Source organism: Nonomuraea sp. LP-02 (assembly GCF_036289125.1).
Classification (GTDB): domain Bacteria; phylum Actinomycetota; class Actinomycetes; order Streptosporangiales; family Streptosporangiaceae; genus Nonomuraea; species Nonomuraea bangladeshensis.
In genome coordinates this window covers 4,802,765-4,828,651 of the sequence record NZ_JAXCLK010000001.1, presented here as the reverse complement: position 1 = coordinate 4,828,651, position 25,887 = coordinate 4,802,765, and the positions used below count along the sequence as shown (strand labels likewise).

Genomic DNA, 25,887 nt, shown 5'->3' with positions numbered 1-25,887 from the left:
GCACGCACCTCCGTTTGGGGATATGCCGCCCTTACCCCGGGAGCAGTCGCCGCAACGTCCGCCAGGCCACGCCGGGACCGGTAAGGTCGCTTTCCACAAGACACGCGGTCAGAAACCCCAATGACCTCAGCCGCATCGCGCGGAAGCCGTAGACTTACGCCGGTTACGGGCGCAACTATCGTGTGCAAAAGACCAATAAAGCTTCTACTTCTGTTTGATCATTAAGCGTAAGTGTGGGGAATGCGCGTCATCACGTTCGAGGAGCCGGGCCGTGTCCGCGTCGGCCTGGAAGCTCCCGCCGAAATCGTCCCCGGCTCCGTCCGGGTCCGGACGATCTACTCAGGCGTCTCGGCAGGCACCGAGCTCACCGCCTACCGCGGAACCAACCCCTACCTCAACCGCAAGTGGGACACCGAGCGCCGCCTCTTCGTCGAGGGCAGCACGCACGCCTACCCCCTGACCGGCTGGGGCTACCAGGAGGTCGGCGAGGTGGTGGAAGCGGCGCCCGACGTTGCAGACCCGCCCGTCGGCAGCCTCGTCTGGGGCATCTGGGGCCACCGGGCCGAGGCCGTCGTCCCGGCCGAGAAGCTGGTCGGCCACGTGCTGCCGCCCGGCGCCGACCCGCTCGGCGGCGTCTTCGCCCGCGTCGGCGCCATCGCGCTCAACGCCGTGCACGCCGCCGACATCCACCTCGGCGACCAGGTCGCGATCTTCGGCCAGGGCGTCATCGGCCTGCTGGCCACCCGCCTCGCCGTGCTCAGCGGCGCCCGCGTGGTCGCCGCCGACGCCATCCCCGACCGGCTGGAGCTGGCCAGGAGGTTCGGCGCGGCCGAGACCTTCGACGTGCGCGCCGGCTCCGTCGCCGAGTTCACGCGCAAGCGCGTCGCGGGCGCCGACACCGTCATCGAGCTCAGCGGCACCCACCTCGGCCTGCACGAGGCCATCAGGACCGTACGCAAGGGCGGCCGGGTCGTGGCCGCCGGGTTCTACCAGGGCGACGGCGTCGGGCTGCGGCTCGGCGAGGAGTTCCACCACAACCAGGTGCAGCTCGTCTCCTCCCAGATCGGCGGCGTCGCCTCGTGGCTCAGCCACCGCTGGGACGTCGAACGCCTGCAGCGCACCTTCATGGAGCTCGTGCACCGCGGCGAGGTCGAGGTCGCCGAGCTGATCACCCACGTCGTCCCCGTCGAGCGGGCGGCCGAGGCGTTCGACCTGCTCGACAAGCACCAGTCCGAGGTGCTCCAGCTCATCTTCCGATTCGAGGAGTGACCGTGAAGCTCGCCGTCCAGGAGCAACTCTTGCCCGGCCGCTCCCTGCAGGAGAAGTTCGCCTTCGCCGTCGAGGCCGGCTTCGACGCGATCGAGCTGCGCGGCAAGGGCGACTTCCACTTCGCCGGCCGCCTCACCGAGCTCAAGCGGGCGCTGGCCGACGGCGTCGTCATGCCGACCGTCTGCGTGGACATGCCGCACTTCATCGGCGACTTCGACCCCGCCAAGCGCAAGGACGCGATCCAGCAGCTCCGCTCGCAGCTCACCGTCATCGGCGAGCTCGGCGGCATCGGCGTCATGACCCCCGCCTCCTGGGGCCAGTTCTCGCTCCGGCTGCCGCCGTTCGAGCCGCCGCGCAGCGCCGAGCAGGACCGCGAGGTGCTGACCGAGGCGCTCGGCGTCCTCGGCGAGCACGCGCAGCGCAACGGCGTGCTGATCATGCTCGAACCGCTCAACCGGTACGAGAACCACATGGTCAACACCCTCGCCGACGCGGTCTCGTACTGCGCCATGGACTCCATCAGGGTCGTCGGCGACACCTACCACATGAACATCGAGGAGGACGACCCCTGCCGCGCGCTGGCCGAGGCCGCCCCCTACCTCGCCCACATGCAGATCAGCGAGTCCAACCGGCACCAGCCGGGCACCGGCCACCTCGACTGGGGCGCCCAGCTCGCCACCCTCGACGCCTACGGCTACGACGGCTACCTCGCGCTCGAATGCCGCCTGCGCGGCGAGCCCGAGGTCGTGCTCCCGCAGACCGCCGCGTTCGTACGGAAGTTCCTGTGATCCCGCGCGAGGCCGTGCGCGTCCTGGTGTCGAACTGGGACGGCAACCACACGGTCCCCTCCCGCCGCCTGTACCCCCACCAGTGGAGCTGGGACTCCGCCTTCATCGCCATCGGCCATTCGCGCTGGTCGCCGCGGCGCGGCCGGGCCGAGCTGCTCAGCCTCCTCGGCGCGCAGTGGCGCGACGGCCGGGTGCCGCACATCGTGTTCAACCCCCGGGTTGCCGAGGGCGCCTACTTCCCCGGCCCCGACTTCTGGCAGGTCCGCGCGCCGTCCGGCACCGCGACCTCCGGCATCGTCCAGCCGCCGGTGCACGCGCTGGCCGCGTGGAAGACCCACCTGGCCGAGCCCGACCCGGCGTTCCTGCGCCGCGTCTACCCCCGGCTCGTGGCCCAGCAGGAGTTCCTGCGCACGGCCCGGCGCTCGCCCGAGGGCCTGATCTCGATCGTGCACCCCTGGGAGTCGGGCATGGACAACAGCCCGGCCTGGGACCAGCCGCTGCAGGCGGTGCAGGACCGCCCCACCGGCTACGTCCGGCGCGACCTCAGCACCGTCGACGCCGACGAGCGGCCCACCGACCGCGACTACGAGCGTTACGTCGCCCTCGCCAGGGCCTACCGCGACTCCGGCTACCGCAGCCCCGGCGCGTTCCAGGTCGAGGACCCGCTGTTCAACGCCGCCTACGGCCAGGCCGAGCACGTGCTCGCGCTGATCGCCGCCGAGCTCGGCCTCGACCCCGAGCCGCACCGGCGCGAGGCCGCCGCTGTCACCGCCGCCATGGTCGAGCACCTGTGGGACGGCGCGCTCTTCCAGCCCCGCGACCTGGTCGCCGGCCAGGTGATCCGCTCCGACAGCGCCGCCGGCCTCACCCCGCTCCTGCTGCCCGGCCTGCCGGGCGACGTGGTCGAGAGGCTGATCTCGACCGCGCTCGACCGGTTCGCGCTCAAGGACGGCGTGCTGCCCAGCTTCTCGCCGGCCGCGCCCGGCTTCGACCCGGTGCGCTACTGGCGCGGGCCGAGCTGGGTCAACCTGAGCTGGCTGATCTGGCAGGGGCTCAGCGAGCACCGCCCCGAGCTGGCCCGGCCGGTCGCCGAGGGGATCGTCCGGGTGATCACCCGGTCCGGCTTTCGGGAGTACTTCGACCCGTTCACGCTGCGTGGCCACGGCTGCTCGGACTTCAGCTGGTCAGCCGCCCTCCTCCTCGACCTCGTGGCGGAGCACGGCCTGGAGGCTCTGACGCCGGCGGGCGGCGAGGTCGCCGAGGAGCAGGGGAGCGTCACGGAAGCCGACGACATCGGTGACCAGGTGCCGGCGTAGCAGCGGGCCCCACTCCCTGAGCAGGCCGATCGTCTCGTACGACAGCCGCTCCCTGTCCCAGGCGTGCGCCAGCCCGCGCGGCACCCGGCCGATCTGCGCGCAGCGCACCGACAGGCCGTTGTGGTGGAACTCCTCGCCGAGCCGCACCTCGCCCGCGCCCTCGGTGTAGAAGGCCAGGTCCACCAGCGTGCCCTGGGGGCGGAGCAGGCGCAGCCCGAGGGCGAGCGCGCGGGCCCGGCCGCGGCACTGGAACACCACGTCCGCGCCCCGGTCCTGCGGGCCGTGCCGCCAGCGCTGCTTCAGCGTCACCGCCGGGTCGTCGGCGTCGTCAGGAACGGCCAGGACGTCCGCGCCCAGGGCCGCGGCGACCTCCAGCCTGGCCGGGGTCTCGTCCACGACGACGACCTCGGCCGCGCCGCCGTGCATCGCGAAGCAGGCCACCAGCAGGCCGACCACGCCCGCGCCGACGACCACGACCCGGCGGCCGCTCACGCCGTCGCCGAGGTGCCGCGCGGCCGGGCCGTACAGGTCGTGGGCGGCGTGCAGCAGGCCGTTGGCGCAGATGGGGCCCATGTGGGCGACGTAGATGCCGAGCAGCGGGTCGAGGTCGTCGGGCAGCTCGACGAAGCGGTCGGTGAGCGGGTCGGCGACGTACGCGGTGCGGTGCCCGTAGGCCATGGCGACCCGCGCGCCCTCGCGCACGGCCGCGGTCCTGGTCTCCACCACCAGGCCGACCTGCATGTAGCCGATGCCGCGGACCGGGTACTCGATCGACGGCGTGCCCGGGACGAACAGGCCGAGCTCGCGGTCGAAGGTGGCGTTCAGGTAGGGGTTGTCGCCCTTGACGTAGGTCAGCTCGGTCCCGGCGGAGACGCCGCTGTGCGTCGTCGCCACCCTGAACCCGCCTTCGGGGAGCTCGGGCAGCTTCTCCTCGGCGAGCGAGACCTTGCCGGGAGCCTCGATCGTGAGCACCTCACCCATCGAGCGTCACCGGCCCTCCTTCGGCGGCCGACCGGGCGAGGGCCAGGGCCAGCCGGTGGGTCCGCAGGGCTTCGCGGTACGTGGCCCGCACGTCCGCGTCCTTGCCCTGCACGGCGTCGATGAACGCGCGGTCCACCCGGGTCTTCGCGTGGCCGTCGTCCTCGATCACCCGCTCGCCGTCCACGACCAGGTGGGTCTCGGTGAGCTCCAGCGCGATGCCGTCGGCGCAGACCTCCAGGCCCACCCGGTGCTTGCGGGTGAGCAGGCAGGAGGTGGCGAGCATTCCGGCCGCGCCGCCGGCGAAGCGGAGGACGGCGGCGCCCGCCCGGTCCACCTCGCCGTCGGTGGCCTCGCCCGAGGCCACCGCGTGCACCATCGTGACCTCGCCGACCAGCACCCGCGCCAGGTCCAGGACGTGCACGGCCTGCTCGACGACCTGGCCGCCGGACAGGTCGCGCCGCAGCCACCAGCCGACCGGCGGGACCTTGTCCAGCCAGTGGCCGATCGCGAGCCGTACGGGGCGGCCGGCCAGCAGTTCCGTGGCCCGGTCGAGGAGGTCGAGATAGCGCCAGTGATGGCCGACCGCGGACGGAAGGGACCTGCGGTCGATTTCGGCCGCGATGGTTTCCGCGGTTCGGAGGTCCAAAGATAGTGGTTTTTCCACGAAAAGCGGGAGGTCAGACGACAAAACGTCCAGTTCGGGGTTACCGTGCGCGAAAGGAGGCACGCAAACATAGACCGCATCGAGACGGCCGGCACTGAGCAGGTCCGCGTGGCTGCCATAGGCGGGGGAGCCATGCCGTGAGGCGAGAGCCTCGGCCTTGGCGAGATCCGTGTCGGCGATCCCGGCGATCGTGACATCGGAGAATCCGGACAGGACGTCTGCGTGACGGGCGGCAACATTTCCGGCACCTACGATGCCGACTCGGGTCAGTGGGGACACAACCCCGCATATGCCACGTTCAGTTGCTATCAAACAAAGATGTTCGAAGGCGCATAGAACGGGCAGGTTGCGGGTCCTCATGAGAACGGGGCCAACTGCATGAAAACAGATGTACGAGCCTTATCCAGGATCCAGGAGTGGTACGGCCCTCATTCGAGCACTGCCGCCGAATGGCCCGTCGACGCCTTGATGCTGGTCAAGGGAACCACCACGGTGAGCGTCGTCCTGCCTGCTCGCGACGAGGAGGACACGGTCGGCGACATCGTCACCGTCATCCGCAGGGAGCTCGTCGAGCGGGCGCCCCTCGTCGACGAGATCCTCGTCGTCGACTCCAACTCCACCGACGCGACCGCCGAGCGGGCCCGCGCGGCGGGCGCCCGCGTCGTGGCGCAGAACGACGTGCTCTCCCACCTGCCCCCGCTGACCGGCAAGGGGGAGGCCCTGTGGAAGGGGCTCGCCGCCAGCAGCGGCGACATCGTCGTGTTCGTGGACGCCGACCTGCGCAGCTTCGGCCCGCACTACGTCACGGGCCTGGTCGGGCCGCTGCTGGTGGACGATGGCGTCCACTTCGTCAAGGCCACCTACGAGCGGCCCTACATCGGCGCGGACGGCGTCCCCCAGCGGGGCGGCGGCGGCCGCGTCACCGAGCTGGTCGCGCGGCCGCTCATCAACATGTTCTGGCCCGAGCTGGCCGGATTCGCCCAGCCGCTCGGCGGCGAGTACGCCGCCCGCCGCTCCGTGCTCGAACAGGTGCCCTTCGTGACCGAGTACGGCGTCGAGTTCGGCCTGCTGGTGGACCTGCTCGACCTCGTCGGGCTGGACGCCATGGCCCAGGTCGACCTCGGTCACCGTACCCACACCCACCAGGACATGAGCGCCCTCGGCCGGATGGCCGGCCAGATCATGCACACCGCCTGGTCCCGCCTGGAGCGGCAGGGCCGGGTGATGGCGTCCGAGCCGCCCGCCCACACGCTGCTGCAGTGGGGCCTCGACGGCGACGCCGGCCTGGTGGACGTGGCCGTGGCCGAGCGCCCCCCGCTCGCTTCCGTGCTGGAGGAGGATCCGGCGTGAAGGTCCTCATGAACGCGGGACCGTGGCTCACCGTCCCGCCCCCCGGCTACGGGGGCATCGAGAACGTCGTCGCCACGCTGGTGCCCGCGCTGCGCGAGCGCGGGGTGCAGGTGGTCCTCGCCACCGTCGGGAGCAGCGACCTGGAGGTGGACGAGCTGATCAGCGTCTTCGACGACGGTCAGTTCGGCGAGCTGCAGAAGCCGTACAACCAGGTCATGGGCATCGCGCACGCGCACCAGGCGCGCATCGTCGCCGAGCTGCGCGGGCGCGACGACATCGACCTCGTCCACGACCACCTGGAGGTGGTGGGCCCGGCGGTGCTGGCGGCGTACGGCGGGCCGCCCGTCCTCCACACCCTCCACTGGGACCTGCGCAAACATCCCCACTTCTACGGCGCGTTCCCGTCCTCGATCAAGGTGAACGGCGTCTCGGAGTCGCAGCTCGCCCGCGCCCCCGAGGCCCTGCGCGCCGCCTCGCTCGGCGCGATCCACCTGGCGACGCCGCTCGCCGGCCGGCGGGTCGAGGCCGAGCGCGGCGAGCACCTGATCGTCATGGGCCGCGTCTGCGGGCTCAAGGGGCAGCACGTGGCGGCCCGCGTCTGCCAGAAGCTCGGGCTGCCGCTGGTGCTGGCCGGGCCGGTCAGCGGCCGGGACAGCCAGGCCGAGCTGGACGCCGTCGCCCAGGACCCCGACCATCCGCTGCACGGCCACCCCGACGTGCGCTACCACCTCGACCAGGTGACCCCGTACCTGGACCACGACCTCGTGAAGTGGGTCGGCTCGGTGGGCGGCGAGGAGCGCGACCGGCTCTACGCCTCGGCGCGGGCCGCGCTCTTCCCCATCCAGTGGGACGAGCCGGGCGGCACCGCCGTCGTCGAGGCACTGGCGCTCGGCGTGCCGCCCGTCGGGCTGCGCCGCGGCTGCCTGCCGGAGATCATCGACCACGGCCGCACCGGCTTCCTCGCCGACACCGAGGAGGAGCTGGCCGAGTGGCTGCTGCGGATCGACGAGATCGATCCCGAGGAGTGCCGCGCGGAGGCCCGCCGCCGCTTCTCGCCGTCGGTGATGGGCGAGCGCTACCTGGAGCTGTACGAGCGGGTCCTGCGCGGGGCCTGACGCCGCTGAAGGGCCGCCCTCGCGGCCCTTCAGCGGGACGACACGGCGGCGGCCGGCCGCACCCGCAGCGTCAGCCGGGCCGGGACGGAGGTGGCGAGCAGGGCCAGGCCGGTCGCGGCGGCGATCACCAGCGCGTACGTCCCCACCGGCACGTACGGCACCGCCGACCCCGTCATGCCCGCCCCGAACGCCGCCAGCGTGACCAGCGCGATCCCCGTGCCCAGCACCGCCGCCACCAGCGCCGCGCCCAGCGTCTCCAGCCGCAGCATGCGCAGCACCTGCCGCTTCGTGGTGCCCGCCAGGCGCAGCGCCGCCAGCTCCCTGACCCGCCCCGAGGTCGCCATGGCCACGGTGTTGACCACGGCGATCGCGGTGAAGGCGATGATCAGCCCGAGCGCGACGAGCGTGGCCTGCTGGTTCGCGCCGCCGCCCGGCACCGCGTTCCCCGAGGCGCCGGTGTTCCCGGAGGCGCCGGACAGCTCCGCGCCGTCCGGCAGCGCCGCCGCGAGCGCGCCCGCGCCCAGCGTGGGCGCCGACACGAGCAGGGCGCCCGAGGGGTCGTCCACGTGCCCGGGGACCAGCTCGTACGGCAGGGTGAGTTCGCCGAAACCGAGCCCGCGGGCGTAGAGCGCGGCCACCGTGAGCCGCGCGGGGGTGCCATCGCCGAGCGTGAGCCGCAGCGGGTCGCCGACGCCGATCCCGAGCCGGGCGGCGGCCGCCGTGCTGACCGCGACGCCCTTCGCGCCGAAGCCGTCCATCGAGCCCGCGGTGACGCCCAGGTCCACGGTGCGCGGGTCGTAGGCGAGCGCCTGGGCGGAGAACTTGTCCAGCCCGACCCGGACCGTCGTGCGCAGCACCGGGGTGACCGCCTCGACGCCGGGCACCTCGGCGAGCGCCGCCGCGTCCGCGCCCGCCACCACGTAGCCGGCCCGCAGCCCCGCGCCGGCCTGCTCCAGCGCCGCCTGCCCCACCGTGGCGGGGGCGAACAGGATCGTGCACGTCATGGCCACCAGCAGGGTCAGCGGCGACAGCACCGAGGCCAGCCCCTGGGGTGTGGCCCGCAGGTTGCGCGCGGCCAGGTAGCCGCTCACCCCGGCCGCCCGCAGCGGCAGCACCCGCGCGGCCGCCCGCGCGAGCAGCGGCCCGAGCAGCGTCACGGCGACCGTCCACACCAGCGCCGTCAGCATCGTCACCGGCGTGGCCGCGGCCTCGGTCCGCAGCCCCGACAGCACCAGCGCCAGCACCACCCCGCCCGCCAGGCAGGCCGTCCCGGCCACGGCCCGCCACCACGGGAGCCGCCCCCGGTCCAGCGCGGCCTCGCCGAGCGCCTCCACCGGCCGGATGCGCGTGATCCGCCGGGCCGACACCCGCGCCGCCGCCAGCGCGGCCCCGAGCGTGGCCAGGAACGCCACCAGCGGCGGGAACGGGCTGACGACCAGCCGCAGGTTCGCCGGAGTGGTCCCGAGCGCCACGAACGTGGCGTGCAGCCACACCCCGAGCCCGACACCCGCGCCCGCCCCGAGCGCCCCGGCGGCCACGCCCACCAGCAGCGCCTCGCCGGTCACCAGCTCGCGGACCTGCTTCGGCGTCGCGGCGACGGCCCGCAGCAGGGCCAGCTCGCGGTGCCGCTGCTGCACCGACAGCGCGAACGTGCCGACCACGACGAGGATCGCCACCAGCAGCGACGTCCCCGCCAGCGCGCCGCCCATGCTGATCAGCGAGACCCTGGCCTGCTCGGCGTCCAGGAACTCCAGCCGCCCGCGCTCGTCACCGGTGTAGGCCACCGCGCCCGGCGGAAGGGGCACGTCGCCCGTGGCGAAGACGCCGACCGCGCTCACCAGGTCCGGCCGGCCCGCGAGCCCGCGCGCCTCGGCGGTGCTGAGGAAGACCGTGTCCTGGCTCGGCAGGGCCTGCGCGGTCACGCCCACCACGCGCCGCCCGCGCAGCCGGTCGCCGACCGCCAGCCCGGCGCGGGCGTCCACCACGACCTCGCCGGCCGCCCGCGGCTCGCGCCCTTGCGCGATCGTGAACGGCGTGAGCCCCGCGGACTCCCAGCCGTGCCCGGTGAACCCGCCGAACGGGAACGTCACCTCCGTGATCACCTTGGACACGCCAGGCGCGCGCCGCAGCTCGGCGGCGGCCGAGACGGGCAGCCAGGCGCGCTCGGTCAGCGGCTTGGCCTTCGTCTTCGTCTTGCCCTTCCCCTTGTCGACGCTCTCCCTGACGTACTGGTCGGCGGCCACGACCAGCGGCGTGCCCGCGTACCGTTCGGGGGCGACCGCGCCGCGCAGGCCGGTCTCCAGCAGCATGAGGCACGCGCACACCAGCGCCGCCGCGCACAGCAACGCCACGAACGCGCCCGCGAAGGCGCCCTTGCGGTGCCGCAGGGTCCTGATCGCGAGGCCGATCACGCGTACGCCCCCATCCTGGTCATGCGCTCGGCCACCTTGTCGGCGGTCGGCGCGCTCATCGCGTCCACGATCCGGCCGTCGGCGAGGAACAGCACGGTCCCCGCGTACGAGGCCGCCACCGGATCGTGCGTCACCATCACCACGGTCTGGCCCATGCTCTCGACCACCTCCCGCAGCAGGCCCAGCACCTCGCGGGCGGTCATCGTGTCGAGGGCCCCGGTCGGCTCGTCGCCGAACACCACCTCCGGCCGCGTCACCAGCGCCCGCGCGATCGCGACCCGCTGCTGCTGGCCGCCGGACAACTGGGCGGGCCGGTGCCCGGCGCGGCCCTCCAGCCCGACCCTGCGCAGGATCTCCGCCAGCCACTCCCGGTCCACGCGGGCGCCCGCCAGCCGAAGGGGCAAAGTGATGTTCTCCACCACGTCCAGCGCGGGGATCAGGTTGAACGACTGGAACACGAAGCCGACCCGGCGCCTGCGCAGCTCGGTCAGCTCCGTCTCGCCCATGCCCGCCAGTTCCGTGCCACCGAGGCGCACCGAGCCCGACGACGGCACGTCCAGGCCGGCCGCGCAGTGCAGGAACGTGCTCTTGCCCGAGCCGGAAGGGCCCATCACCGCCGTGAACGTCCCGCGCGGGATGCCCGTCGTCACCTCGCGCAGGGCCGCCACCGCGCCCTGTCCCTTGCCGTACACCTTGCTCACGGCGTCCAGCCGCACCACGTCCGTCATGTGCTCAAGCCTGTCGGCCGGGCGCGGCGCGTCCCAGAGACGCCATCACCGGTCACCCATGACGTCGTCATGAACCGGACACCCCTACTCTGGTGTGCCGTGATTCGTGTACTGCTGGCGGAGGACCAGGCGGTGATCCGCGGCGCCCTCGCGGCCCTGCTCGACCTGGAGGAGGACCTGGAGGTGGTGTCCGCGGTCGAGTCCGGTCAGGCCGCCGTGGACGCGGCCGCCGTCGGGCTGCCCGACGTGGCCGTCCTCGACATCGACATGCCGGGCGCGCTCGACGGGCTGGCCGCCGCCGCCGAGATCCGGGCCCGGGTGCCCGCGTGCCGCACCCTCATGCTCACCGGCTACGGCAAGCCGGGGCATCTCAAGCGGGCGCTGGCGGCGCAGGTCGGCGGGTTCCTGCTGAAGACGGCCCCGCCGGAGGAGCTGGTCGCCGCCATCCAGGCGGTGGCCCGCGGCGAGCGGGTGCTGGACAAGGCCCTCGCGGTCACCGCCTGGGACCTCGCCGACAACCCGCTCACGCCGCGCGAGGCCGACGTGCTCCGCCTGGCGGCGGCCGGGGCCGACGCGCCCGACATCGCCGCCCGGCTCCACCTGACGGCCGGGACCGTGCGCAACTACCTCACGGCGATCGTGGCGAAGCTAAACGCGCGCAACCGTACCGACGCCGTGCGCATCGCCACCGAGAGCGGCTGGATCTGACGCCCGCACCCGGGCCTCCAGCATGAACCAGCCGTCCTCGACGCCTGAGGAGAGATGGCCGCCGAGCGCGGCCAGGCGGGTGGTCAGGTTGCCGAGGCCGGAGGAGCCGCGGCGGGCGGGGGCGGCGCGCGCGCCGTCGTTGCGTACGCCGAGCCGGACCAGGCCGCTGTCACTGGTGGTGGTGATGGAGCAGTGGCGGGCGGCCGGGCTGTGCCGCAGGACGTTCGTCACCGCCTCGCGCAGCACGGCGCTCAGCGCGGTCTCCACCTCCGGCGGCAGCGGCGGGTGGGCCAGCTCGGCCGTGACCTCGACGCCGGCCGCGGCCAGGGTCGCCCGCGCCGCGTCCGCCTCGGCGGCGAGCGAGAGGTCGCGGTGCTCGCCGGAGACGGCACGCAGGTCGTGCTCGGCGCGTTCGGCCATGGCGAGGACGTCCGCCAGCTCCGCCCGCGCGCGCTCCGGCGGCAGGCGGCGGGCCAGCTCGCATTTGAGCAGGATCGCGGCCAGGCTGTGGCCCAGGAGGTCGTGCAGGTCGCGGGCCGCGCGCAGGCGCTCCTCGACGACCGCGGAACGGGCGAGGCTCTCCCTCGCCGCCTCCAGCTCCCTGGCGAGCTGGGCCAGGCGGAGCAGGCTGTAGACCACCAGGCCGGTGACGACGTTGCTCACCGTGACGTTCACCGCCTCGGGCAGCGGAAGGGCCAGGTGGACGGTGACCGCGCCCGTGGCCGCGACGACCGCGCCGGCCAGCGGCCAGGCCACCCAGGGGCGGAAGGCCAGCAGCACTGGGCCCGCCAGGAACCCGCCCACGCCCAGCCACACCGGGCCGAAGACCGGGATCGGCGCGAAGGTGAGCACCGCCATCACCGACAGGGCCGCCATGTGCCGGCCGGACACCGACCTGAGCTGCATCACCACGATCACGGCCAGCGTCGCGGCGGCCGGGAGCAGAAGGTGCGGCGGGATCAGGAGCAGCGCCTTGAGGCTGAACCCGACGAGCACCGCGGCCAGCAGCCACACCGACACGTCCACCGACGCGAGCCCCAGCCCGGCCCGGTCGGGACCGGCCGCCTCGGGGGCGGGGAGCGCGGCCCGGACGGTGTAGCGGCCCTGCGGGGACAGGTCGCTCGTCAGCTCGCCGCCCGCGGCCCGCACCTGGGCGGCCAGGTCCGCCAGCCCGTCGCCATCCTCGGCGGTGCGGCGGCCGTCGTCGCGGATCCGGAGCAGCACCCGGCCGCCCTCCTCGGCGGTCTCGATCACGCACGTACGGGCCGCCCCGCGCCGGACCACGTCGGTGACCGCCTCCCGCAGCACCGCGGCGAGCAGCGCCCCGGCCGGCCCGAGCGGCTCCTCGTGCCCGGCCCGGACCTCCACCGCCACGCCGGCGGCCTCCAGCATGCCTCTGGCCGTCGTCAGCTCGGGCCCGAGCGACATCGCCCGGTAGCCGGCCGCCGCCGAGCGCGCCTCCGCCAGCGACCGCCGCGCCTCCGCCACGACCGCGCCCAGCACCTCGCCCGCCCCGGCCGGCGCCGCCACGGCCCGCCGCACGCCCGCGATGATCGCCGCCAGCCCGCGCCCGAGACCGTCGTTCAGTTCGGCCGCGATGCGCAGCCGCTCCTCGCCCACGGCCGCCGCGGCCAGCGCAGGCCGGGTGCCGTGCAGCTCGTCCACCCGCTGCACCAGCCGGATGAGCCCGGGGACGATCAACGTCATCAGCACCGTGGTGACCGCCAGGTCGAGCGTGCGCGGCACGTCGCCGGTCCGCGCGTACGCGATCACCACCGCGCCGAACACCACCAGCGGCGCGACCGCCCACAGCCGGGTGACCAGCAGCGACCCGGCCAGGAAGCCGAACACCACGACCGACGCCCCGGAGCCCAGCGTCACCCAGCAGACCAGCGCGGCCTGCGCCGCCACCAGCCACAGGGACCGCGACCAGAAGGTGAGCAGGCACTGCACGGCGAAGACCAGCGCCGTCCCCGGCGCGCCCGCCAGGACGTACACGCTGGACAACGCGGCCAGCACCGCGACGACGATCACCCGCGCGACAAGCACGGGCAGCAGCCTAGGAGAAGCCTCTCGGCAGCACGGTGACGGGGCAGGGGGAGGCACGCAGCATCTTCATGGCCAGCTCGCCCAGGAACACCCGGTGCGGCTGGGCGTCCTCGCTGGCCGCGCAGACCAGCAGCTCGCCGGGCAGCCACTCGACGCCCGCCATCGCCGCCGCCACGTCGTGGCCCTCGGCCACCTCCGCCTCCGCCTCGATGCCGGTGCTCTCCCACGCCAGCCGGACGGCGAGCGCGAGGTCGTCCCTGAGCCTGCTCTGATCCTCGGTACGCAGGTCGAACGTGATCAGCCGCAGCGGCACCCCCAGCCGCAGCGCCGCCTGCGCCACCCGCTCGACGGCGGCGTCGCACTGCGGCCGGTGCACGTACGCCAGGGTCAGCCGATCGGGCTCCTCGGGCGGGGTGTACTGGGCGGGCGCCACCATGACCGCCTCCGGCGACAGGTGAAGCAGGTGGTCGGCGGTGGTGCCGAGGGCGATGCGCCCGTGCTGCCCGCCGCCCGCCGAGCCGACCACGACGAGGTCGGCGCGCATCCGGCTGGCCAGCACGGCGAGGCCGCGCCCGCTGCCCCGGCTCTCGTAGGCGAGGTATCCGGCGGGGGCGTCCCCCAGCTCCTCGGCCGCGTGCGCCAGGTTGGCCTGCGCCTCGACGGCCAGCCCGGGGCTCCCGGGCGGGTAGATCGTCGCCACCGTGAGCTCGCCGCCGGTCACCCGCGTGATCGCCGCGCCCAGGGCCAGAGCCTCCCGCCCGCCCGGCTCGCCGGTGTAGCCGACGATCACGTGCTCTCCGATCATGAATGCCCTCTTACCCGCTTTGAGCAGGGAATACGCGGCATCGTGCGGAACGTTGTCAACGTGCGGAGGCGCAAAGACAGTGAAGATCACTCTTGACACCACGTTCAACGGGTCCCTCGGGCAGGTCACCCTCAGTCAAGCGGTTCAGCAGCTCCGGGAACGCGACCTCGCCTGCACCGTCCCCGCCGACGCCGTCGACCGCAAGGTCACCGTTTTCGCCCGTTGCGTGGAGCGCGGGTTCACGCCGCTCCGCAGCGAGATCATGGCCGCCTATTACGTGGCCGAGCGCGACGCCACCACCGAGGCGTTCGACCGCGGGCTGATCACCCAGGGTGAGCTGGAGAGCCGCCAGGCGCAGCTCACGAGCATGCTCCTCAGCTGATCTTGCCGACTTTTTCCCAACATTCCGCCATAAGGTCGAGGCGCTCGACGACCGGAGTCCTTAAGGTCGTGTCCACTGCCCGTTCACGGATTGGACACTGGTGTACCGCGACATCGTCGACTTCGCCTCCAGCACGCCCGCGTGGCTGCACACGCTCGCCGAGGTAGGGACCGACGCGGGGTTATTCCTGTTCGCGGCGCTGTTCGTGCTGGCGTTCCTGCGCGCCTGGCGGGCGCCGGCCCGCGATCTGGCCCTGGTCATCGCCGGGCCGGTCGGGATCGTGCTGGCGTACGTGCTGAGCGAGGTCGTCAAGGTCCTCGTACGGGAGGACCGGCCCTGCCGGGGCGTGACCACGACCATCGCGGCCTGCCCGCCGGCCACCGACTGGTCCTTTCCCAGCAACCACTCGGTGATCGCGGCGGGCGCGGCGGCCACGCTCGTGCTCGTCTGGCGCGCCCTGGCGTGGCTGGTCGTCCCGCTGGCCGTCGTCATGGCGTTCTCGCGGGTGTTCGTGGGGGTGCACTACCCGCACGACGTGATCGCGGGCTTCCTGCTCGGGGCCGCGCTCGCGCCGCTGTTCGCCCTGCTGGTGGTGGGGGCGTTCACCCCTGCCGTACGTCTGGTGCGAACGCGTCTGTCGCCGCGATGAGCCGGTCGAGGATGCCGGGCTCGGTGTAGGCGTGCCCGGCGTCGTCCACCACGTGGAACTCGGCCTCCGGCCACGCCTGGTGCAGGTCCCAGGCGGTCGCCATGGGAGTGCAGGCGTCGTAGCGGCCCTGGACGATCACCGCGGGGATGTGGCGGATCTTGTCCACGTCCCGGATGAGCTGTTCGGGGCCGAACCAGCCGCCGTGGGTGAAGTAGTGGTTCTCGATCCGGGCGAAGGCGACCGCCATCCGCTCCTCGCCGAACTCGGTGACCAGGGTGGGGTCGGGCCGCAGCGTGATCGTCCCGGCCTCCCACTGGGCCCACGCCCTGGCCGCCGCGAGCCGGGCCGCGTCGTCGTCGCCCTCCAGCCGCCTGCGGAACGCCGCGATGACGTCACCGCGCTCCTCCTCCGGGATCGGGGCCAGATAGCCCTGCCAGAGGTCGGGGAACAGGAAGCTGGCCCCCTCCTGGTAGAACCAGCGCAGCTCCTGCGGGCGCAGCGTGAAGATGCCGCGCAGCACCAGCTCGCTCACCCGCTCCGGATGCGTCTCGGCGTAGGCGAGCGCCAGCGCGCTGCCCCACGAGCCGCCGAACACCTGCCACCGCTCGATGCCGAGGTGCTCGCGCAGCCGCTCCATGTCGGCCACCAGATGCCACGTGGTGTTGGCCGACAGGTCGGTGGCCGGGTCGCTCGCGTGCGGCCTGCTCCGGCCGCAGTTGCGCTGGTCGAACAGGACGATCCGGTAGCGCTCGGGGTCCCACTGCCGCCGGTGCTTGGCGCTGCACCCGCCGCCCGGCCCGCCGTGCAGCATCACGGCCGGCTTGCCGTCCGGGTTTCCGCAGGTCTCCCAGTAGATCTGGTTGCCGTCGCCGACGTCGAGCAGTCCGGAGTCGTAGGGTTCGATGGGCGGGTACAAGGTTCTCATAGGCTTTGATCCTGCCGCATCCGCTACTGGGCCCACTCGTGGCGGGCGAGGAAGGACCGGTCGCCGGTCGCGTACTCGCGGAAGGCCCGGCGCACCTCCTCCAGCTCCGCCACCGCCGTACGGACCAGCGTCCCTTCCTTGTACTCCAGCTCGTAGCCGGGCGACACCTGGATGAAGTGCCGCCCGAAGTTCACCAGGGCGGCGAACGGGTTCTGCGCCGACAACGTGCCCAGCACGTCGTCGACCAGCCCCAGGTCCGGATCGTGCACGATCATCCCGTCGCCGGTGTGCAGTTGCATGCCCTCGTACACGCCGAGCGGCGCGACGTTGTGCACGAGGTCGCGCTGCGGGTCGTAACACACCAGGCCGTGCGCCCGCGCGATCGCGAAGACCTGGGCGGACATCTCGTCCATGCTGTCGAGGTCCATGGACACGAGCACGTGACCGTCCGGGTAGAGCCGGACCTCGCCGGGCAGCTCCTTGACGACCTCGGGCCCGTCGCCGGGCTCGTGGATCGGCCCATTAGTCGGCCCATTAGTCGGCTCTGCGCGCTTGACCGCCAGGTAGGTGGCGCGGGCCTGATCCCTGCCGATCGGCTCCGGCTCGTCCCAGACCATCAACTCAACGCTCATCTGCCCATCTTGTCGGACCCGCTTCGCGGCCCGCGCACGGCTACACCGGTTTTTCCGAGTTCGGCACCAACTCCACGGTGCAGTTGGCGCACCGCCGCGCCTCCAGCGGGATCTCGCTGAGACACTCGGGGCACTCCTTCGTCGAGGACTTCTTGTCCCGCTCCACCCACCGGATCAGCCGCGTCATCGGCGCCACCACCAGCCAGTACACGATCGCCGCGATGATCAGGAACGTGATGAGGTGGTTGAGGAAGTCGCCGTACTTGAACTCGCTGCCGTTGACGGTGAAGGAGTAGTTGGCGAAGTTCGGCTGCCTGCCGCCGGTGATGGCGCCGATCAGTGGAGTGATCAGGTCGGTGACCAGCGCCTGGACGAGCCCGCTGAAGGTGGCGCCGACGATCACCGCCACCGCCAGCTCGACGATGTTGCCACGGAGTAAGAACTGTTTGAAACCGCCCATGAGGTCGGCATATTGCCCGGGTGTGCGATCTGAAACCCGATCGTCCCGGATTGGGCCCGTGAGAACGTCGAGACCGGTCAGGCCCCGGGTGCGAGCCGTTCGAGATCGAAGTGCCCGTCCTTCACCCCTCGGATGAAGTCGGACCATTCGTCGACCGAGAACGGCAGGACGGCGCCGCTGGCGTCCTGGCTGCCCCGCACCCAGACCTTGCCGTCCAGCACCGCGACTTCGACACAGTTGCCGCCGTTGCAACTGTGCCAGAAGGCATGGTCGAGAGCAGGCGAGCGAGTCATGCACTACCTCCTGGGGGTCGGCTGTAGAGGTATTGCGCCGTCGGGCATTTTACCCCGAATACGGGAGGCGAATTCATGGGCGCGGTGACCGGAAGTGGGGACGGATGTCAAAAGTGACGGGCGGCCACCCATGAGGTGACCGCCCGGTGATATCGCGCTCTCAGCCCTGATGCGTTCCCTTGATGCGCCCGAGGAAGGCGTTCCAGGCGCTCGTCTCGAAGACAAGGACCGGCCCATCAGGGTTTTTGTTGTCGCGGACGCCTACGGTGTCGGCGGAGAGCAGGGCTACCTCGACACAACTACCACCGTTGCAGAAAGACGAAGCTCGCCAATGGCGGATTGCGTCAGAGTGTGGCCGGGTGGACATTCTCTCCTCCGTGCACTATCAAGAGCGCTGCGACGTTCCGATGAATTTCGGGCACGACCAGTCCGCGGTAAGGAAGACGCCCTTAGGCGTCTCAAGTGTCATGCATAGACTGGCACTTCCGTCTGGCAATTGCCAGAGGATTGCGGGCAAGGAGTTTCGAGTTGGACCGTTATATGGTTCTATGAGAACTTTGTCAGCATTTCTGCGACTCGGTTCAAGGACTCCTGGAAGCCCAGCGCCTCGGCCCTCAAGTGGTCGATGACTTCCTCGAAATGCCTAATCGTTTTGTCGCTTTCGAGGTAGAAAAGACCCATCTGGTGCTCTACGAAGACGGTGTCGGCGATGTCAGAGTTTCGGCCGAATTCCAGGAAACGGAACGGGCTGTCGAAGCCCATGTGCGCCCCCGAAGTGAAGGGGATGACCTGGATGCGGACGTGGGGCAGCTCCGCGAGCTCGAGAATGTGCTGGAGCTGGGCCCGCATGACCTGCCCGTTGCCGACGTGGCGGTGGAGCACCGATTCGTCGAGGAGCACCCAGTAGCGTGGCGGGTCGGCCCTGAACAGCAGCTCGCTCTTGCGCTTCCCGCGCGCCTGCACCCGCTCCTCGAGGATGTCGGGCGCGATGCGCGGCAGCCAGCCGCGGATGACCGCCCGCGCGTAGTCCTCGGTCTGCATCGGCCCCGGCACCAGCTGGATCACGTACTCGGTGATCGCCGTCGCGCCGGCCTCCAGCCCCAGCATGGGCGCGAACTTGACGTCCTCGAGCGTCTGCCACCATTCCTTCTGGCGGGCCTCCCTGGCCAGGGTCATCAGCTCGATCATCTTGGACTCGGCCAGGCCGTAGAGCCGGCACAGGTCCCTGACGTCGCGCAGGCTCGCGGGGCGCTGGCCGCGCTCGATCCTGCTGATCTTGGTGGGGGAGCAGAGCAGCTGTTCGGCGACCTCCGCCGCGCTGAGCCCCTTCTCATGGCGCAGCTCGCGCAGGCGCATGGCCAGCTGGCGCTGCCTGAGCGTGGGGTTCGGGAAGGCCATCGCACCCCTTTCGAGGAGCAGCTTCAAGGAGCGGCAGAGGGTTTTACCGCGATCATACCCACCCTTTTCATGATCCAACGTTAGGTAATCGTCACCGGCACGTTCGTATGGCAATTGCCATCTGCAGGTGGCTTTTTGCCCGAAGCCGGGTAAACCTTCAGCAGGCTTACCAGGAAGGGGCGATGACGAAGATCAGAAGGAGCTTCTCGAAAATGCCGCGACCTCAATGGTCCCGGACGACCCATGAGAGCCGCCCGGGACGCCGGGCTGGGACGTAATTGCCGCGTTTCCCAGTCACGCGATCATCCGCTCCTGCCAGAGCGTCACGATGATCTCCATCCGATTTTAGCAACTTGACCGACAATTCGCCGGTGCCGTTCACCCGCACGAGGCCGGGTGCGTACGCCCGCGGGGGGCGTACGAGGGCCCGATGAGCGGCGGAGGCGGACGACGGGGTCCGTCTCCGGCCGAGTTCGCAGTCTGCCCTGGGCGCTACCACCGGGCGCCATTCGAGAGGCCGCCGGGGTAGGGGGCCCGCCCGGGGTGGACTGTGAAAGTGAGCCGCCTCCGGCAACCGCGCCGCCGGGGGCGGCTCACTCATGTCCGGATCACGGCACTTGCCTGCGGGAACACGCCGGGCCAGGTACGCGGGCGTAACGGGCAGGCGCGGAGAGGACAAACGGACGACTGGAACGCCCGCGATCGGGCAGTGCTGGCCCGGCTGCTTGTCGGGTGACGCGGGGGGAACAGAACATGGGGAGAAACCGCGAGGGAGCCTCGATGATCGAAGTATGGCCGGGAGACCCGTATCCGCTCGGGGCGACCTACGACGGCGCGGGGACCAACTTCTCGGTCTACACCGAGGTCGCCGACAAGGTCGAGCTGTGCCTGTTCGACGACGACAACGTCGAGTCGCGGGTGCCGCTCACCGAGGTGGACGGGTTCATCTGGCACGGTTACCTGCCGGGCGTCGGGCCGGGGCAGCGCTACGGCTACCGCGTCCACGGGCCGTACGAACCGCAGCACGGCCTGCGCTGCAATCCGAACAAGCTGCTGCTCGACCCGTACGCGATGGCCATCGAGGGCGACGTGAAGTGGCACGAGGCGGTGTACGGCTACCGCTTCGGCAGCCCCGACACCCGCAACGACATGGACTCGGCTCCTTACGTCCAGCGCTCGATCGTCATCAACCCGTTCTTCGGGTGGGGCCACGACCGGCCGCCGGCGACGCCGTACCACGACACCGTGATCTACGAGGCGCACGTGCGCGGGCTGACGATCAGCCACCCGAAGATCCCGGAGCACCTGCGCGGCACGTACGCCGCCCTCGGCCACCCGGAGATCCTTGACCATCTCACCAAGCTCGGCGTGACCGCGCTGGAGCTGATGCCGGTGCACCAGTTCGTGACGGACCACATCCTGGAGGAGCGCGGGCTGTCCAACTACTGGGGCTACAACTCGATCGGCTTCTTCGCCCCGCACAACCGCTACTCCAGCCAGGGGCAGCGCGGCGGCCAGGTGCTGGAGTTCAAGGCGATGGTGCGGGCGCTGCACGAGGCGGGCATCGAGGTGATTCTCGACGTGGTCTACAACCACACCGCCGAGGGCAACCATCTGGGCCCCACGCTGGGCTTCCGCGGGATCGACAACGTCAACTACTACCGCATCGTGGACGACGACAAGCGCTACTACATGGACACGACGGGCACCGGCAACAGCCTGCTCATGCGCTCACCGCACGTGCTCCAGATGATCATGGACTCGCTGCGCTACTGGGTCATCGAGATGCACGTGGACGGCTTCCGCTTCGACCTCGCCTCCACCCTCGCCAGGGAGCTGCACGAGGTCGACCGGCTGAGCGCCTTCTTCGATCTCGTCCAGCAGGACCCGGTGCTGTCGCAGGTCAAGCTGATCGCCGAGCCGTGGGACGTCGGCCCCGGCGGCTACCAGGTCGGCAACTTCCCCTCCCGCTGGACGGAGTGGAACGGCCGCTACCGCGACACCATCCGCGACCTGTGGCGGGGGCAGCCGGCGACGCTGCCGGAGTTCGGCTCCCGCTTCACCGGCTCCAGCGACCTCTACCAGGACGACAGCCGCCGCCCGGCCGCCTCGATCAACTTCGTCACCTGCCACGACGGCTTCACCCTCCAGGACCTCGTCTCGTACAACCACAAGCACAACGAGGCGAACAAGGAGGGCAACCGCGACGGCACCGACGACAACAGGTCCTGGAACTGCGGCGAGGAGGGCCCGGCGGGCATCGCCGTCGAGGCGCTGCGCGAGCAGCAGAAGCGCAACTTCCTCACCACGCTGTTCCTGTCGCAGGGCGTCCCGATGCTCTCCCACGGCGATGAGCTGGGCCGCACCCAGAAGGGCAACAACAACGGCTACTGCCAGGACAACGAGCTGACCTGGGTCGACTGGTCGGACGTGCGCGAGAACTGGCTGCTGCTGGAGTTCACCCAGCGGCTCGCCGAGCTGCGCAAGAAGCACCCGGTCTTCCGCCGCAGGAGGTTCTTCTATGGCAAGCCGGTACGCGGCCTCAGCGACATCGCCTGGCTCACCCCGTCCGGGGAGGAGATGACGGACGGCGACTGGACCGTCGGCTACGCGAAGTCCCTCGCGGTCTTCCTCAACGGCGAGGCCATCACCGAGCCCGACCGGCGCGGCCGGCCGATCCGTGACGACTCCTTCCTCCTGCTGTTCAACGCCCACCACGACACCATCAAGTTCACGATCCCCAAGGATTACGGCGAGATGTGGCACACGGAGATCGACACGGCAATGCCGATCATGCTCGACGTGCGGATCTGCCGCGGCGGCGAGGCGATCGAGGTCCCCGGCCGGAGCGTACGGGTGCTGCGCCGTGTCTAGGCGGCCGACCTCGACGTACCGGCTGCAGCTGACCCCCGACTTCGGCTTCGCGGAGGTGGCGGGGATCGCCGGCTACCTGCGCGACCTGGGCGTCAGCCACGTCTACCTGTCGCCGGTGCTGGAGGCGGCGCAGGGGTCGCGGCACGGCTACGACGTCACCGACCACTCCAGGATCCGGGAGGCGTTCGGCGGGGCGAGCGGGTTCAGGGAGATGGCGCAGGTGCTCGCCGCGCACGACCTGGGGGTGGTCGTCGACATCGTCCCCAACCACATGAACACGGAGAACCCCGCGTTCTGGTCGGTGCTGAGGGACGGCCCCGGCTCGCCGTACGCCGCCTGGTTCGACGTCGAGTGGGACGAGGACGGCAAGGTCGCGCTGCCGGTGCTGGGCGACGACACCGAGCCGGTCGTGGACGGCGACGTGCTGCGCTACCACGAGCACACCTTCCCCCACCCCGGCCACTACCGGCTGGTCGACTGGCGGCAGGGCCCCGGCTACCGGCGCTTCTTCGACGTCTCGACGCTCATCGGGCTGCGCGTCGAGGACCCGGCGGTGCTGTTCGCCACGCACGAAGTGATCTTCTGGCTGCTCGACGAGGGGCTGGTGGACGGGCTGCGGGTCGACCACCCCGACGGCCTCGCCGACCCGCGCGGCTACCTGGAGCGGCTGCGGGCCCGTACCGGCGAGAAGACCTGGACGGTCGTGGAGAAGATCCTCATCGGCTCCGAGCGGCTGCCCGCCGACTGGCCCTGCGACGGCACCACTGGCTACGAGGTGCTCAACCGGGTCAACGGCCTGTTCGTCGACCCGGCGGGCGGGGAGGCGCTGGTCCGGCTGTTCACCGGGCTGACCGGGCAGCCCGCCGACTACCGGCAGGTCATGCAGGAGTCCAAGCGCGAGGTGCTGGAGCTGTTCTTCCGCCCCGAGGTCGAGCGGCTGGCCAGGTCGGCGGGGTGCGCGCCCGAGGCGGTGCGCGAGCTGCTGGCCGCGATGCCGGTCTACCGCGCGTACGTGGTGCCCGGCGAGCCGCCGCCCCCCGAGTCCGTCGAGATCGTCGAGCTGGCCGCCGCGGCCTGCTCGCCGGCCGTCGGGCCGCTGGTCCACGAGGTGCTGTACGGCTCCGCGGAGACGATCACCCGCTTCCAGCAGGCATGCGGCCCCGTCATGGCCAAGGGCGTGGAGGACACCGCGCTCTACCGGTGGTTCCCGCTGGCCTGCCTCAACGAGGTGGGCGGGGAGCCGGACGTGTTCGGGACCTCCGTGGAGGAGTTCCACGAGTTCTGCGCCGGGATGCTCCCGTACACGATGACGACGCTCTCCACGCACGACACCAAACGCTCCGAGGACGTCAGGGCGCGGCTGTCGGTGCTGTCGGAGCTGCCGGAGGAGTGGGCCGACACGGTCGGGCAGTGGTCGGCGGCCGTCAGCTTCGACCCCCACCTCGACTACCTGGCCTGGCAGAACCTCATGGCCGCCTGGCCGATCTCCGCCGAACGGTTCGCGGACTACCTGCTCAAGGCGGCGCGGGAGGCCAAGACCAAGATCTCGTGGGCCGCTCCAGACCCGGCGTACGAGCGGGGGCTGCGCGAGTTCGCCGAGGCGGCGGTGCGGCTGCCGATCGGCAAGTTCACCGAGCGGATCGAGCCGTACGCGATGGCGAACTCGCTGGGCGCCAAGCTCGTGCAGCTCATGATGCCCGGCGTGCCGGACGTCTACCAGGGCAACGAGACGAGCGACTTCTCGCTGGTCGACCCGGACAACCGGCGTCCCGTCGGCTTCCCCGCCGAGCCCGCCACCCGCTGGGACGCGGCCAAGCTGCTGCTCACCCGGCAGGCGCTGCGGCTGCGGCGGCGGCTCGGGGGAGGGGCGGCGTACCTGCCGCTGGAGGCGGACGGGCCGGCGGCGGAGCACGCGGTCGCCTTCGCCCGCGGCGAGGACGAGCGCGGGCTGCCCCGGGCGGTCGCCGTCGCCACCCGGCTGCCGGTGCGGCTGGCCCGTACGGGGTGGGGCGGCACGACGCTCTCCCTGCCCCCGGGGATGTGGCGCGACCTGCTCACCGGCGCCCTCCACACCGGCCGCGTCCCGCTCGCTCACCTGCTCGGTCAATATCCGGTCGCACTGCTGGAGAGACATGATCTTTGAGGTCTGGGCGCCGGACGCCACGACGGTCGAGGTGGACCTGCAGGGCTCACGCCGGCCGATGTCCCCCGGGGCCGGCGGCTGGTGGTCGGCGGAGGTCGAGGGGGCGGAGCACGGCACCCCGTACGCGTTCATGGTGGACGGCGACGGGCCCTATCCCGACCCGCGCTCACGCCGGCAGCCGGACGGCGTCTTCGGGCCGAGCGCGGTCTACGACCACGCCAGGTTCACCTGGTCGGACCACGACTGGAAGGGGCGGGACCTGCGCGGTTCCGTCATCTACGAGCTGCACGTCGGGACGTTCACGCCGGAGGGCACGTTCCACGCGGCGATCGAGAAGCTGGACCACCTCGTCGAGCTGTGCGTCGACCTCGTGGAGATCATGCCGGTCGCGCCGGTGCCCGGCGGGCGCAACTGGGGGTACGACGGGGTCGACCTCTACGCGGTGAACGAGACGTACGGCGGGCCCGACGGGCTCAAGTCGTTCGTGGACGCCTGCCACCGGGCGGGCCTCGGCGTGATCCTCGACGTCGTCCACAACCACCTGGGGCCGTCGGGGAACTTCCTGCGCCCGTTCGGGCCGTACTTCGCCGGTTTCCCCGGCAGCTACTGGGGCGAAGCGGTCAACCTGGACGGGCCCGGCTCCGACGAGGTGCGGCGCTACTTCATCGGCAACGCACTCCAGTGGCTGCGCGACTACCACGTGGACGGGCTGCGGCTCGACGCCGTGCACGCGCTGCACGACGCCCGCGCCACGCACCTGCTGGCCGAGCTGGCCGCCGAGGTGGACGCGCTGGCCTGCGCCGTCGGCCGGCCGCTGACGCTGATCGCCGAGTCCGACCTCAACGACCCGCGCATGGTGCTGCCGCTGGAGGCGGGCGGGCTGGGCATGAACGCGCAATGGGACGACGACGTCCACCACGCGCTGCACTGCGCGGTCAGCGGCGAGAGCCACGGCTACTACGAGGACTTCGCGGGGCTGCCTGCGCTGGCCAAGGTGCTGACCGGCGGGGTGCTGCACGACGGGGCGTACTCCAGCTTCCGCGGGCGCTCCCACGGGCGGTCGTACGCGGGCGTGCCCGGCCACCGGCTGGTGGCCTGCCTGCAGAACCACGACCAGATCGGCAACCGGCCCCGCGGCGACCGGCTGCCCGTCGCCGCGCTGAAGCTGGGGGCCGGGCTGCTGCTGACCTCGCCGTTCACGCCGATGTTGTTCATGGGGGAGGAGTGGGGGGCGCGCTCCCCCTTCCTGTTCTTCTCCGACCACGTCGAGCCGCGACTCCGGGAACGCGAGGCGGAACGGCGGGAGCGCGAGTTCGACGGGTTCGGGTACGTGTGGGACGCGCCCGACCCGTCGGACGAGGAGACGTTCCTGCGGTCCAAGCTGGACTGGACCGAGCTCAAGGAGGAGGCGCACTGGTCGCTGCTGTGCTGGTACCGGGACCTCGTCGCCCTGCGCAAGGCCCTGCCCGAGCTGTCCGACCCACGGCTGGAGCGGGTCAGGGTGGAGGTGGATCCGGGCGGGAAGTGGCTGGTCATGTGGCGGGGGGAGCTGGCGGTCAGCGTGAACTTCGCGGAGGAGGCGGTGAGCGTGCCGGTGGCGGCGGGGGCGGTGCTGCTGGCATCGGACGATCCGGTGAGGGCGGGCGAGGACGGCCACCTGCGCCTACCGGGCCAGTCCCTGGCGATCAGCCGCCCCGACCCCACCTGACCCGACACGGCCTGGTCCGACACCTGCCTGACCTGGATCGATCCCTGACCTGGATCCCCGACCTGGGCCCCTCAGCCCTTGATCCGGCGACCTCCTGATCTGGGCCCTTGACCTGGGTTGCTCACGTGCGCTCGTAGAGCGGCTCGGGGCGGGCCTCGCGGATGCAGTTGGGGGAGCCTCTGGCTTGTCCACAGGCTGGAGCCGCGATGTCACCGTCATCCACAGAATCCCGTTCGCCG

Annotated in this window: 22 protein-coding genes and 1 pseudogene; 11 read left to right on the top strand and 12 right to left on the bottom strand. The window is 71.7% G+C overall.

The genetic code is table 11. The features are described 5' to 3' along the window. The first annotated feature begins 240 nt into the window (after positions 1–240). The 3 genes and pseudogenes from SMD20_RS22385 to SMD20_RS48375 all read left to right on the top strand — a co-directional run. Positions 241–1,269 (top strand): zinc-binding dehydrogenase, encoded by a 1,029-nt coding sequence (locus SMD20_RS22385; RefSeq protein ID WP_329584181.1) that lies wholly within the window; start codon positions 241–243, stop codon positions 1,267–1,269. A 2-nt stretch (positions 1,270–1,271) separates the two neighbouring features. Then, the gene (locus tag SMD20_RS22380; protein WP_329584178.1) at positions 1,272–2,057 is read left to right on the top strand and encodes a sugar phosphate isomerase/epimerase family protein; all 786 of its coding nucleotides are present in this window, start codon (positions 1,272–1,274) and stop codon (positions 2,055–2,057) included. Next, a pseudogene (locus tag SMD20_RS48375) lies at positions 1,988–3,232 on the top strand (MGH1-like glycoside hydrolase domain-containing protein); the annotation flags it as partial. The gene SMD20_RS22380 and the pseudogene SMD20_RS48375, both read left to right, overlap by 70 nt. A gap of 9 nt (positions 3,233–3,241) precedes the next feature. Here SMD20_RS48375 and SMD20_RS22375 read toward each other — a convergent pair. Both SMD20_RS22375 and SMD20_RS22370 read right to left on the bottom strand, forming a co-directional pair. Next, entirely contained in the window at positions 3,242–4,354 is a 1,113-nt protein-coding gene (locus SMD20_RS22375) for a zinc-binding dehydrogenase (protein WP_329584176.1), read from the bottom strand. Further along, a complete protein-coding gene (locus SMD20_RS22370; RefSeq protein ID WP_329584174.1) occupies positions 4,347–5,378 on the bottom strand; it encodes a Gfo/Idh/MocA family protein in 1,032 nt (343 codons plus the stop codon). Before SMD20_RS22370 ends, SMD20_RS22375 begins: the two co-directional genes overlap by 8 nt. 18 nt (positions 5,379–5,396) lie before the next feature. On the opposite strand from SMD20_RS22370, the gene SMD20_RS22365 reads away from it, so the two are divergent. Beyond that, positions 5,397–6,368: a glucosyl-3-phosphoglycerate synthase gene (locus tag SMD20_RS22365; protein WP_329584173.1), complete on the top strand. Its 972-nt coding sequence runs from the start codon at positions 5,397–5,399 to the stop codon at positions 6,366–6,368. Then, positions 6,365–7,483: a glycosyltransferase gene (locus tag SMD20_RS22360; protein WP_329584171.1), complete on the top strand. Its 1,119-nt coding sequence runs from the start codon at positions 6,365–6,367 to the stop codon at positions 7,481–7,483. The genes SMD20_RS22365 and SMD20_RS22360 overlap by 4 nt, the downstream gene beginning before the upstream one ends. A gap of 29 nt (positions 7,484–7,512) precedes the next feature. Here SMD20_RS22360 and SMD20_RS22355 read toward each other — a convergent pair whose 3' ends face one another. Together SMD20_RS22355 and SMD20_RS22350 are read right to left on the bottom strand one after the other, a co-directional pair. Beyond that, the gene (locus tag SMD20_RS22355; RefSeq protein WP_329584170.1) at positions 7,513–9,894 is read right to left on the bottom strand and encodes an ABC transporter permease; all 2,382 of its coding nucleotides are present in this window, start codon (positions 9,892–9,894) and stop codon (positions 7,513–7,515) included. After that, complete coding sequence (locus SMD20_RS22350; RefSeq protein WP_329584168.1) at positions 9,891–10,622, bottom strand: ABC transporter ATP-binding protein; 732 nt, start codon at positions 10,620–10,622, stop codon at positions 9,891–9,893. Before SMD20_RS22350 ends, SMD20_RS22355 begins: the two co-directional genes overlap by 4 nt. A 99-nt stretch (positions 10,623–10,721) precedes the next feature. Here SMD20_RS22350 and SMD20_RS22345 point away from each other — a divergent pair, with 99 nt between their 5' ends. Next, complete coding sequence (locus tag SMD20_RS22345) at positions 10,722–11,330, top strand: response regulator transcription factor (RefSeq protein WP_329584167.1); 609 nt, start codon at positions 10,722–10,724, stop codon at positions 11,328–11,330. Here SMD20_RS22345 and SMD20_RS22340 read toward each other — a convergent pair. Then, positions 11,271–13,379 carry a sensor histidine kinase gene (locus tag SMD20_RS22340; protein WP_329584165.1) on the bottom strand — a complete coding sequence of 703 codons (2,109 nt, stop codon included), beginning with the start codon at positions 13,377–13,379 and terminating at the stop codon, positions 11,271–11,273. The two genes, SMD20_RS22345 and SMD20_RS22340, sit on opposite strands and share 60 nt — an antisense overlap. A gap of 10 nt (positions 13,380–13,389) precedes the next feature. Then, on the bottom strand, positions 13,390–14,184 hold the full coding sequence (locus SMD20_RS22335; protein ID WP_329584164.1) for a universal stress protein: 795 nt from the start codon (positions 14,182–14,184) through the stop codon (positions 13,390–13,392). Between the two features lie 79 nt (positions 14,185–14,263). Here SMD20_RS22335 and SMD20_RS22330 point away from each other — a divergent pair, with 79 nt between their 5' ends. Together SMD20_RS22330 and SMD20_RS22325 are read left to right on the top strand one after the other, a co-directional pair. Continuing rightward, a complete protein-coding gene (locus SMD20_RS22330; RefSeq protein ID WP_329584162.1) occupies positions 14,264–14,566 on the top strand; it encodes a hypothetical protein in 303 nt (100 codons plus the stop codon). A gap of 100 nt (positions 14,567–14,666) precedes the next feature. After that, entirely contained in the window at positions 14,667–15,215 is a 549-nt protein-coding gene (locus SMD20_RS22325) for a phosphatase PAP2 family protein (protein ID WP_329584161.1), read from the top strand. On the opposite strand, the gene pip is transcribed toward SMD20_RS22325, so the two are convergent. The 6 genes from pip to SMD20_RS22295 all read right to left on the bottom strand — a co-directional run bounded on the left by pip (position 15,169) and on the right by SMD20_RS22295 (position 18,950). Then, the gene (gene pip / locus SMD20_RS22320; protein WP_329584160.1) at positions 15,169–16,140 is read right to left on the bottom strand and encodes a prolyl aminopeptidase; all 972 of its coding nucleotides are present in this window, start codon (positions 16,138–16,140) and stop codon (positions 15,169–15,171) included. The genes SMD20_RS22325 and pip overlap by 47 nt on opposite strands. A gap of 23 nt (positions 16,141–16,163) precedes the next feature. Beyond that, positions 16,164–16,772: a hypothetical protein gene (locus tag SMD20_RS22315; protein WP_329584159.1), complete on the bottom strand. Its 609-nt coding sequence runs from the start codon at positions 16,770–16,772 to the stop codon at positions 16,164–16,166. 40 nt (positions 16,773–16,812) lie between these two features. Continuing rightward, a complete protein-coding gene (gene mscL, locus SMD20_RS22310) occupies positions 16,813–17,232 on the bottom strand; it encodes a large conductance mechanosensitive channel protein MscL (RefSeq protein WP_329584157.1) in 420 nt (139 codons plus the stop codon). A gap of 77 nt (positions 17,233–17,309) precedes the next feature. Further along, positions 17,310–17,525, bottom strand: a complete 216-nt coding sequence (locus SMD20_RS22305; protein ID WP_329584155.1) for a DUF397 domain-containing protein — start codon at positions 17,523–17,525, stop codon at positions 17,310–17,312. A 160-nt stretch (positions 17,526–17,685) separates the two neighbouring features. Beyond that, the gene (locus SMD20_RS22300) at positions 17,686–17,892 is read right to left on the bottom strand and encodes a DUF397 domain-containing protein (protein WP_329584152.1); all 207 of its coding nucleotides are present in this window, start codon (positions 17,890–17,892) and stop codon (positions 17,686–17,688) included. 179 nt (positions 17,893–18,071) lie between these two features. Further along, on the bottom strand, positions 18,072–18,950 hold the full coding sequence (locus SMD20_RS22295) for a helix-turn-helix domain-containing protein (protein WP_329584151.1): 879 nt from the start codon (positions 18,948–18,950) through the stop codon (positions 18,072–18,074). A gap of 753 nt (positions 18,951–19,703) precedes the next feature. On the opposite strand from SMD20_RS22295, the gene glgX reads away from it, so the two are divergent. Genes glgX through treZ form a run of 3 tightly spaced genes read left to right on the top strand, consistent with a single transcriptional unit; the run spans position 19,704 to position 25,648 of the window. After that, entirely contained in the window at positions 19,704–21,797 is a 2,094-nt protein-coding gene (glgX, locus tag SMD20_RS22290) for a glycogen debranching protein GlgX (RefSeq protein WP_329584150.1), read from the top strand. After that, entirely contained in the window at positions 21,790–23,940 is a 2,151-nt protein-coding gene (gene treY, locus SMD20_RS22285) for a malto-oligosyltrehalose synthase (protein ID WP_329584148.1), read from the top strand. The genes glgX and treY overlap by 8 nt, the downstream gene beginning before the upstream one ends. After that, positions 23,930–25,648, top strand: coding sequence for a malto-oligosyltrehalose trehalohydrolase (treZ, locus tag SMD20_RS22280; protein WP_329584146.1), 1,719 nt, complete (start codon positions 23,930–23,932; stop codon positions 25,646–25,648). The genes treY and treZ overlap by 11 nt, the downstream gene beginning before the upstream one ends. Positions 25,649–25,887: the final 239 nt, after the last annotated feature.

Bases quoted from the DNA above. Each gene is read 5' to 3' on its own strand.
- SMD20_RS22385 (WP_329584181.1), top strand. From the start codon at position 241: ATGCGCGTCATCACGTTCGAGGAGCCGGGCCGTGTCCGCGTCGGCCTG.
- SMD20_RS22375 (WP_329584176.1), bottom strand. From the start codon at position 4,354: ATGGGTGAGGTGCTCACGATCGAGGCTCCCGGCAAGGTCTCGCTCGCC.
- SMD20_RS22370 (WP_329584174.1), bottom strand. From the start codon at position 5,378: ATGAGGACCCGCAACCTGCCCGTTCTATGCGCCTTCGAACATCTTTGT.
- SMD20_RS22365 (WP_329584173.1), top strand. From the start codon at position 5,397: ATGAAAACAGATGTACGAGCCTTATCCAGGATCCAGGAGTGGTACGGC.
- SMD20_RS22350 (WP_329584168.1), bottom strand. From the start codon at position 10,622: ATGACGGACGTGGTGCGGCTGGACGCCGTGAGCAAGGTGTACGGCAAG.
- SMD20_RS22335 (WP_329584164.1), bottom strand. From the start codon at position 14,184: ATGATCGGAGAGCACGTGATCGTCGGCTACACCGGCGAGCCGGGCGGG.
- pip (WP_329584160.1), bottom strand. From the start codon at position 16,140: ATGAGAACCTTGTACCCGCCCATCGAACCCTACGACTCCGGACTGCTC.
- SMD20_RS22315 (WP_329584159.1), bottom strand. From the start codon at position 16,772: ATGAGCGTTGAGTTGATGGTCTGGGACGAGCCGGAGCCGATCGGCAGG.
- mscL (WP_329584157.1), bottom strand. From the start codon at position 17,232: ATGGGCGGTTTCAAACAGTTCTTACTCCGTGGCAACATCGTCGAGCTG.
- SMD20_RS22305 (WP_329584155.1), bottom strand. From the start codon at position 17,525: ATGACTCGCTCGCCTGCTCTCGACCATGCCTTCTGGCACAGTTGCAAC.
- SMD20_RS22300 (WP_329584152.1), bottom strand. From the start codon at position 17,892: ATGTCCACCCGGCCACACTCTGACGCAATCCGCCATTGGCGAGCTTCG.
- glgX (WP_329584150.1), top strand. From the start codon at position 19,704: ATGATCGAAGTATGGCCGGGAGACCCGTATCCGCTCGGGGCGACCTAC.
- treZ (WP_329584146.1), top strand. From the start codon at position 23,930: ATGATCTTTGAGGTCTGGGCGCCGGACGCCACGACGGTCGAGGTGGAC.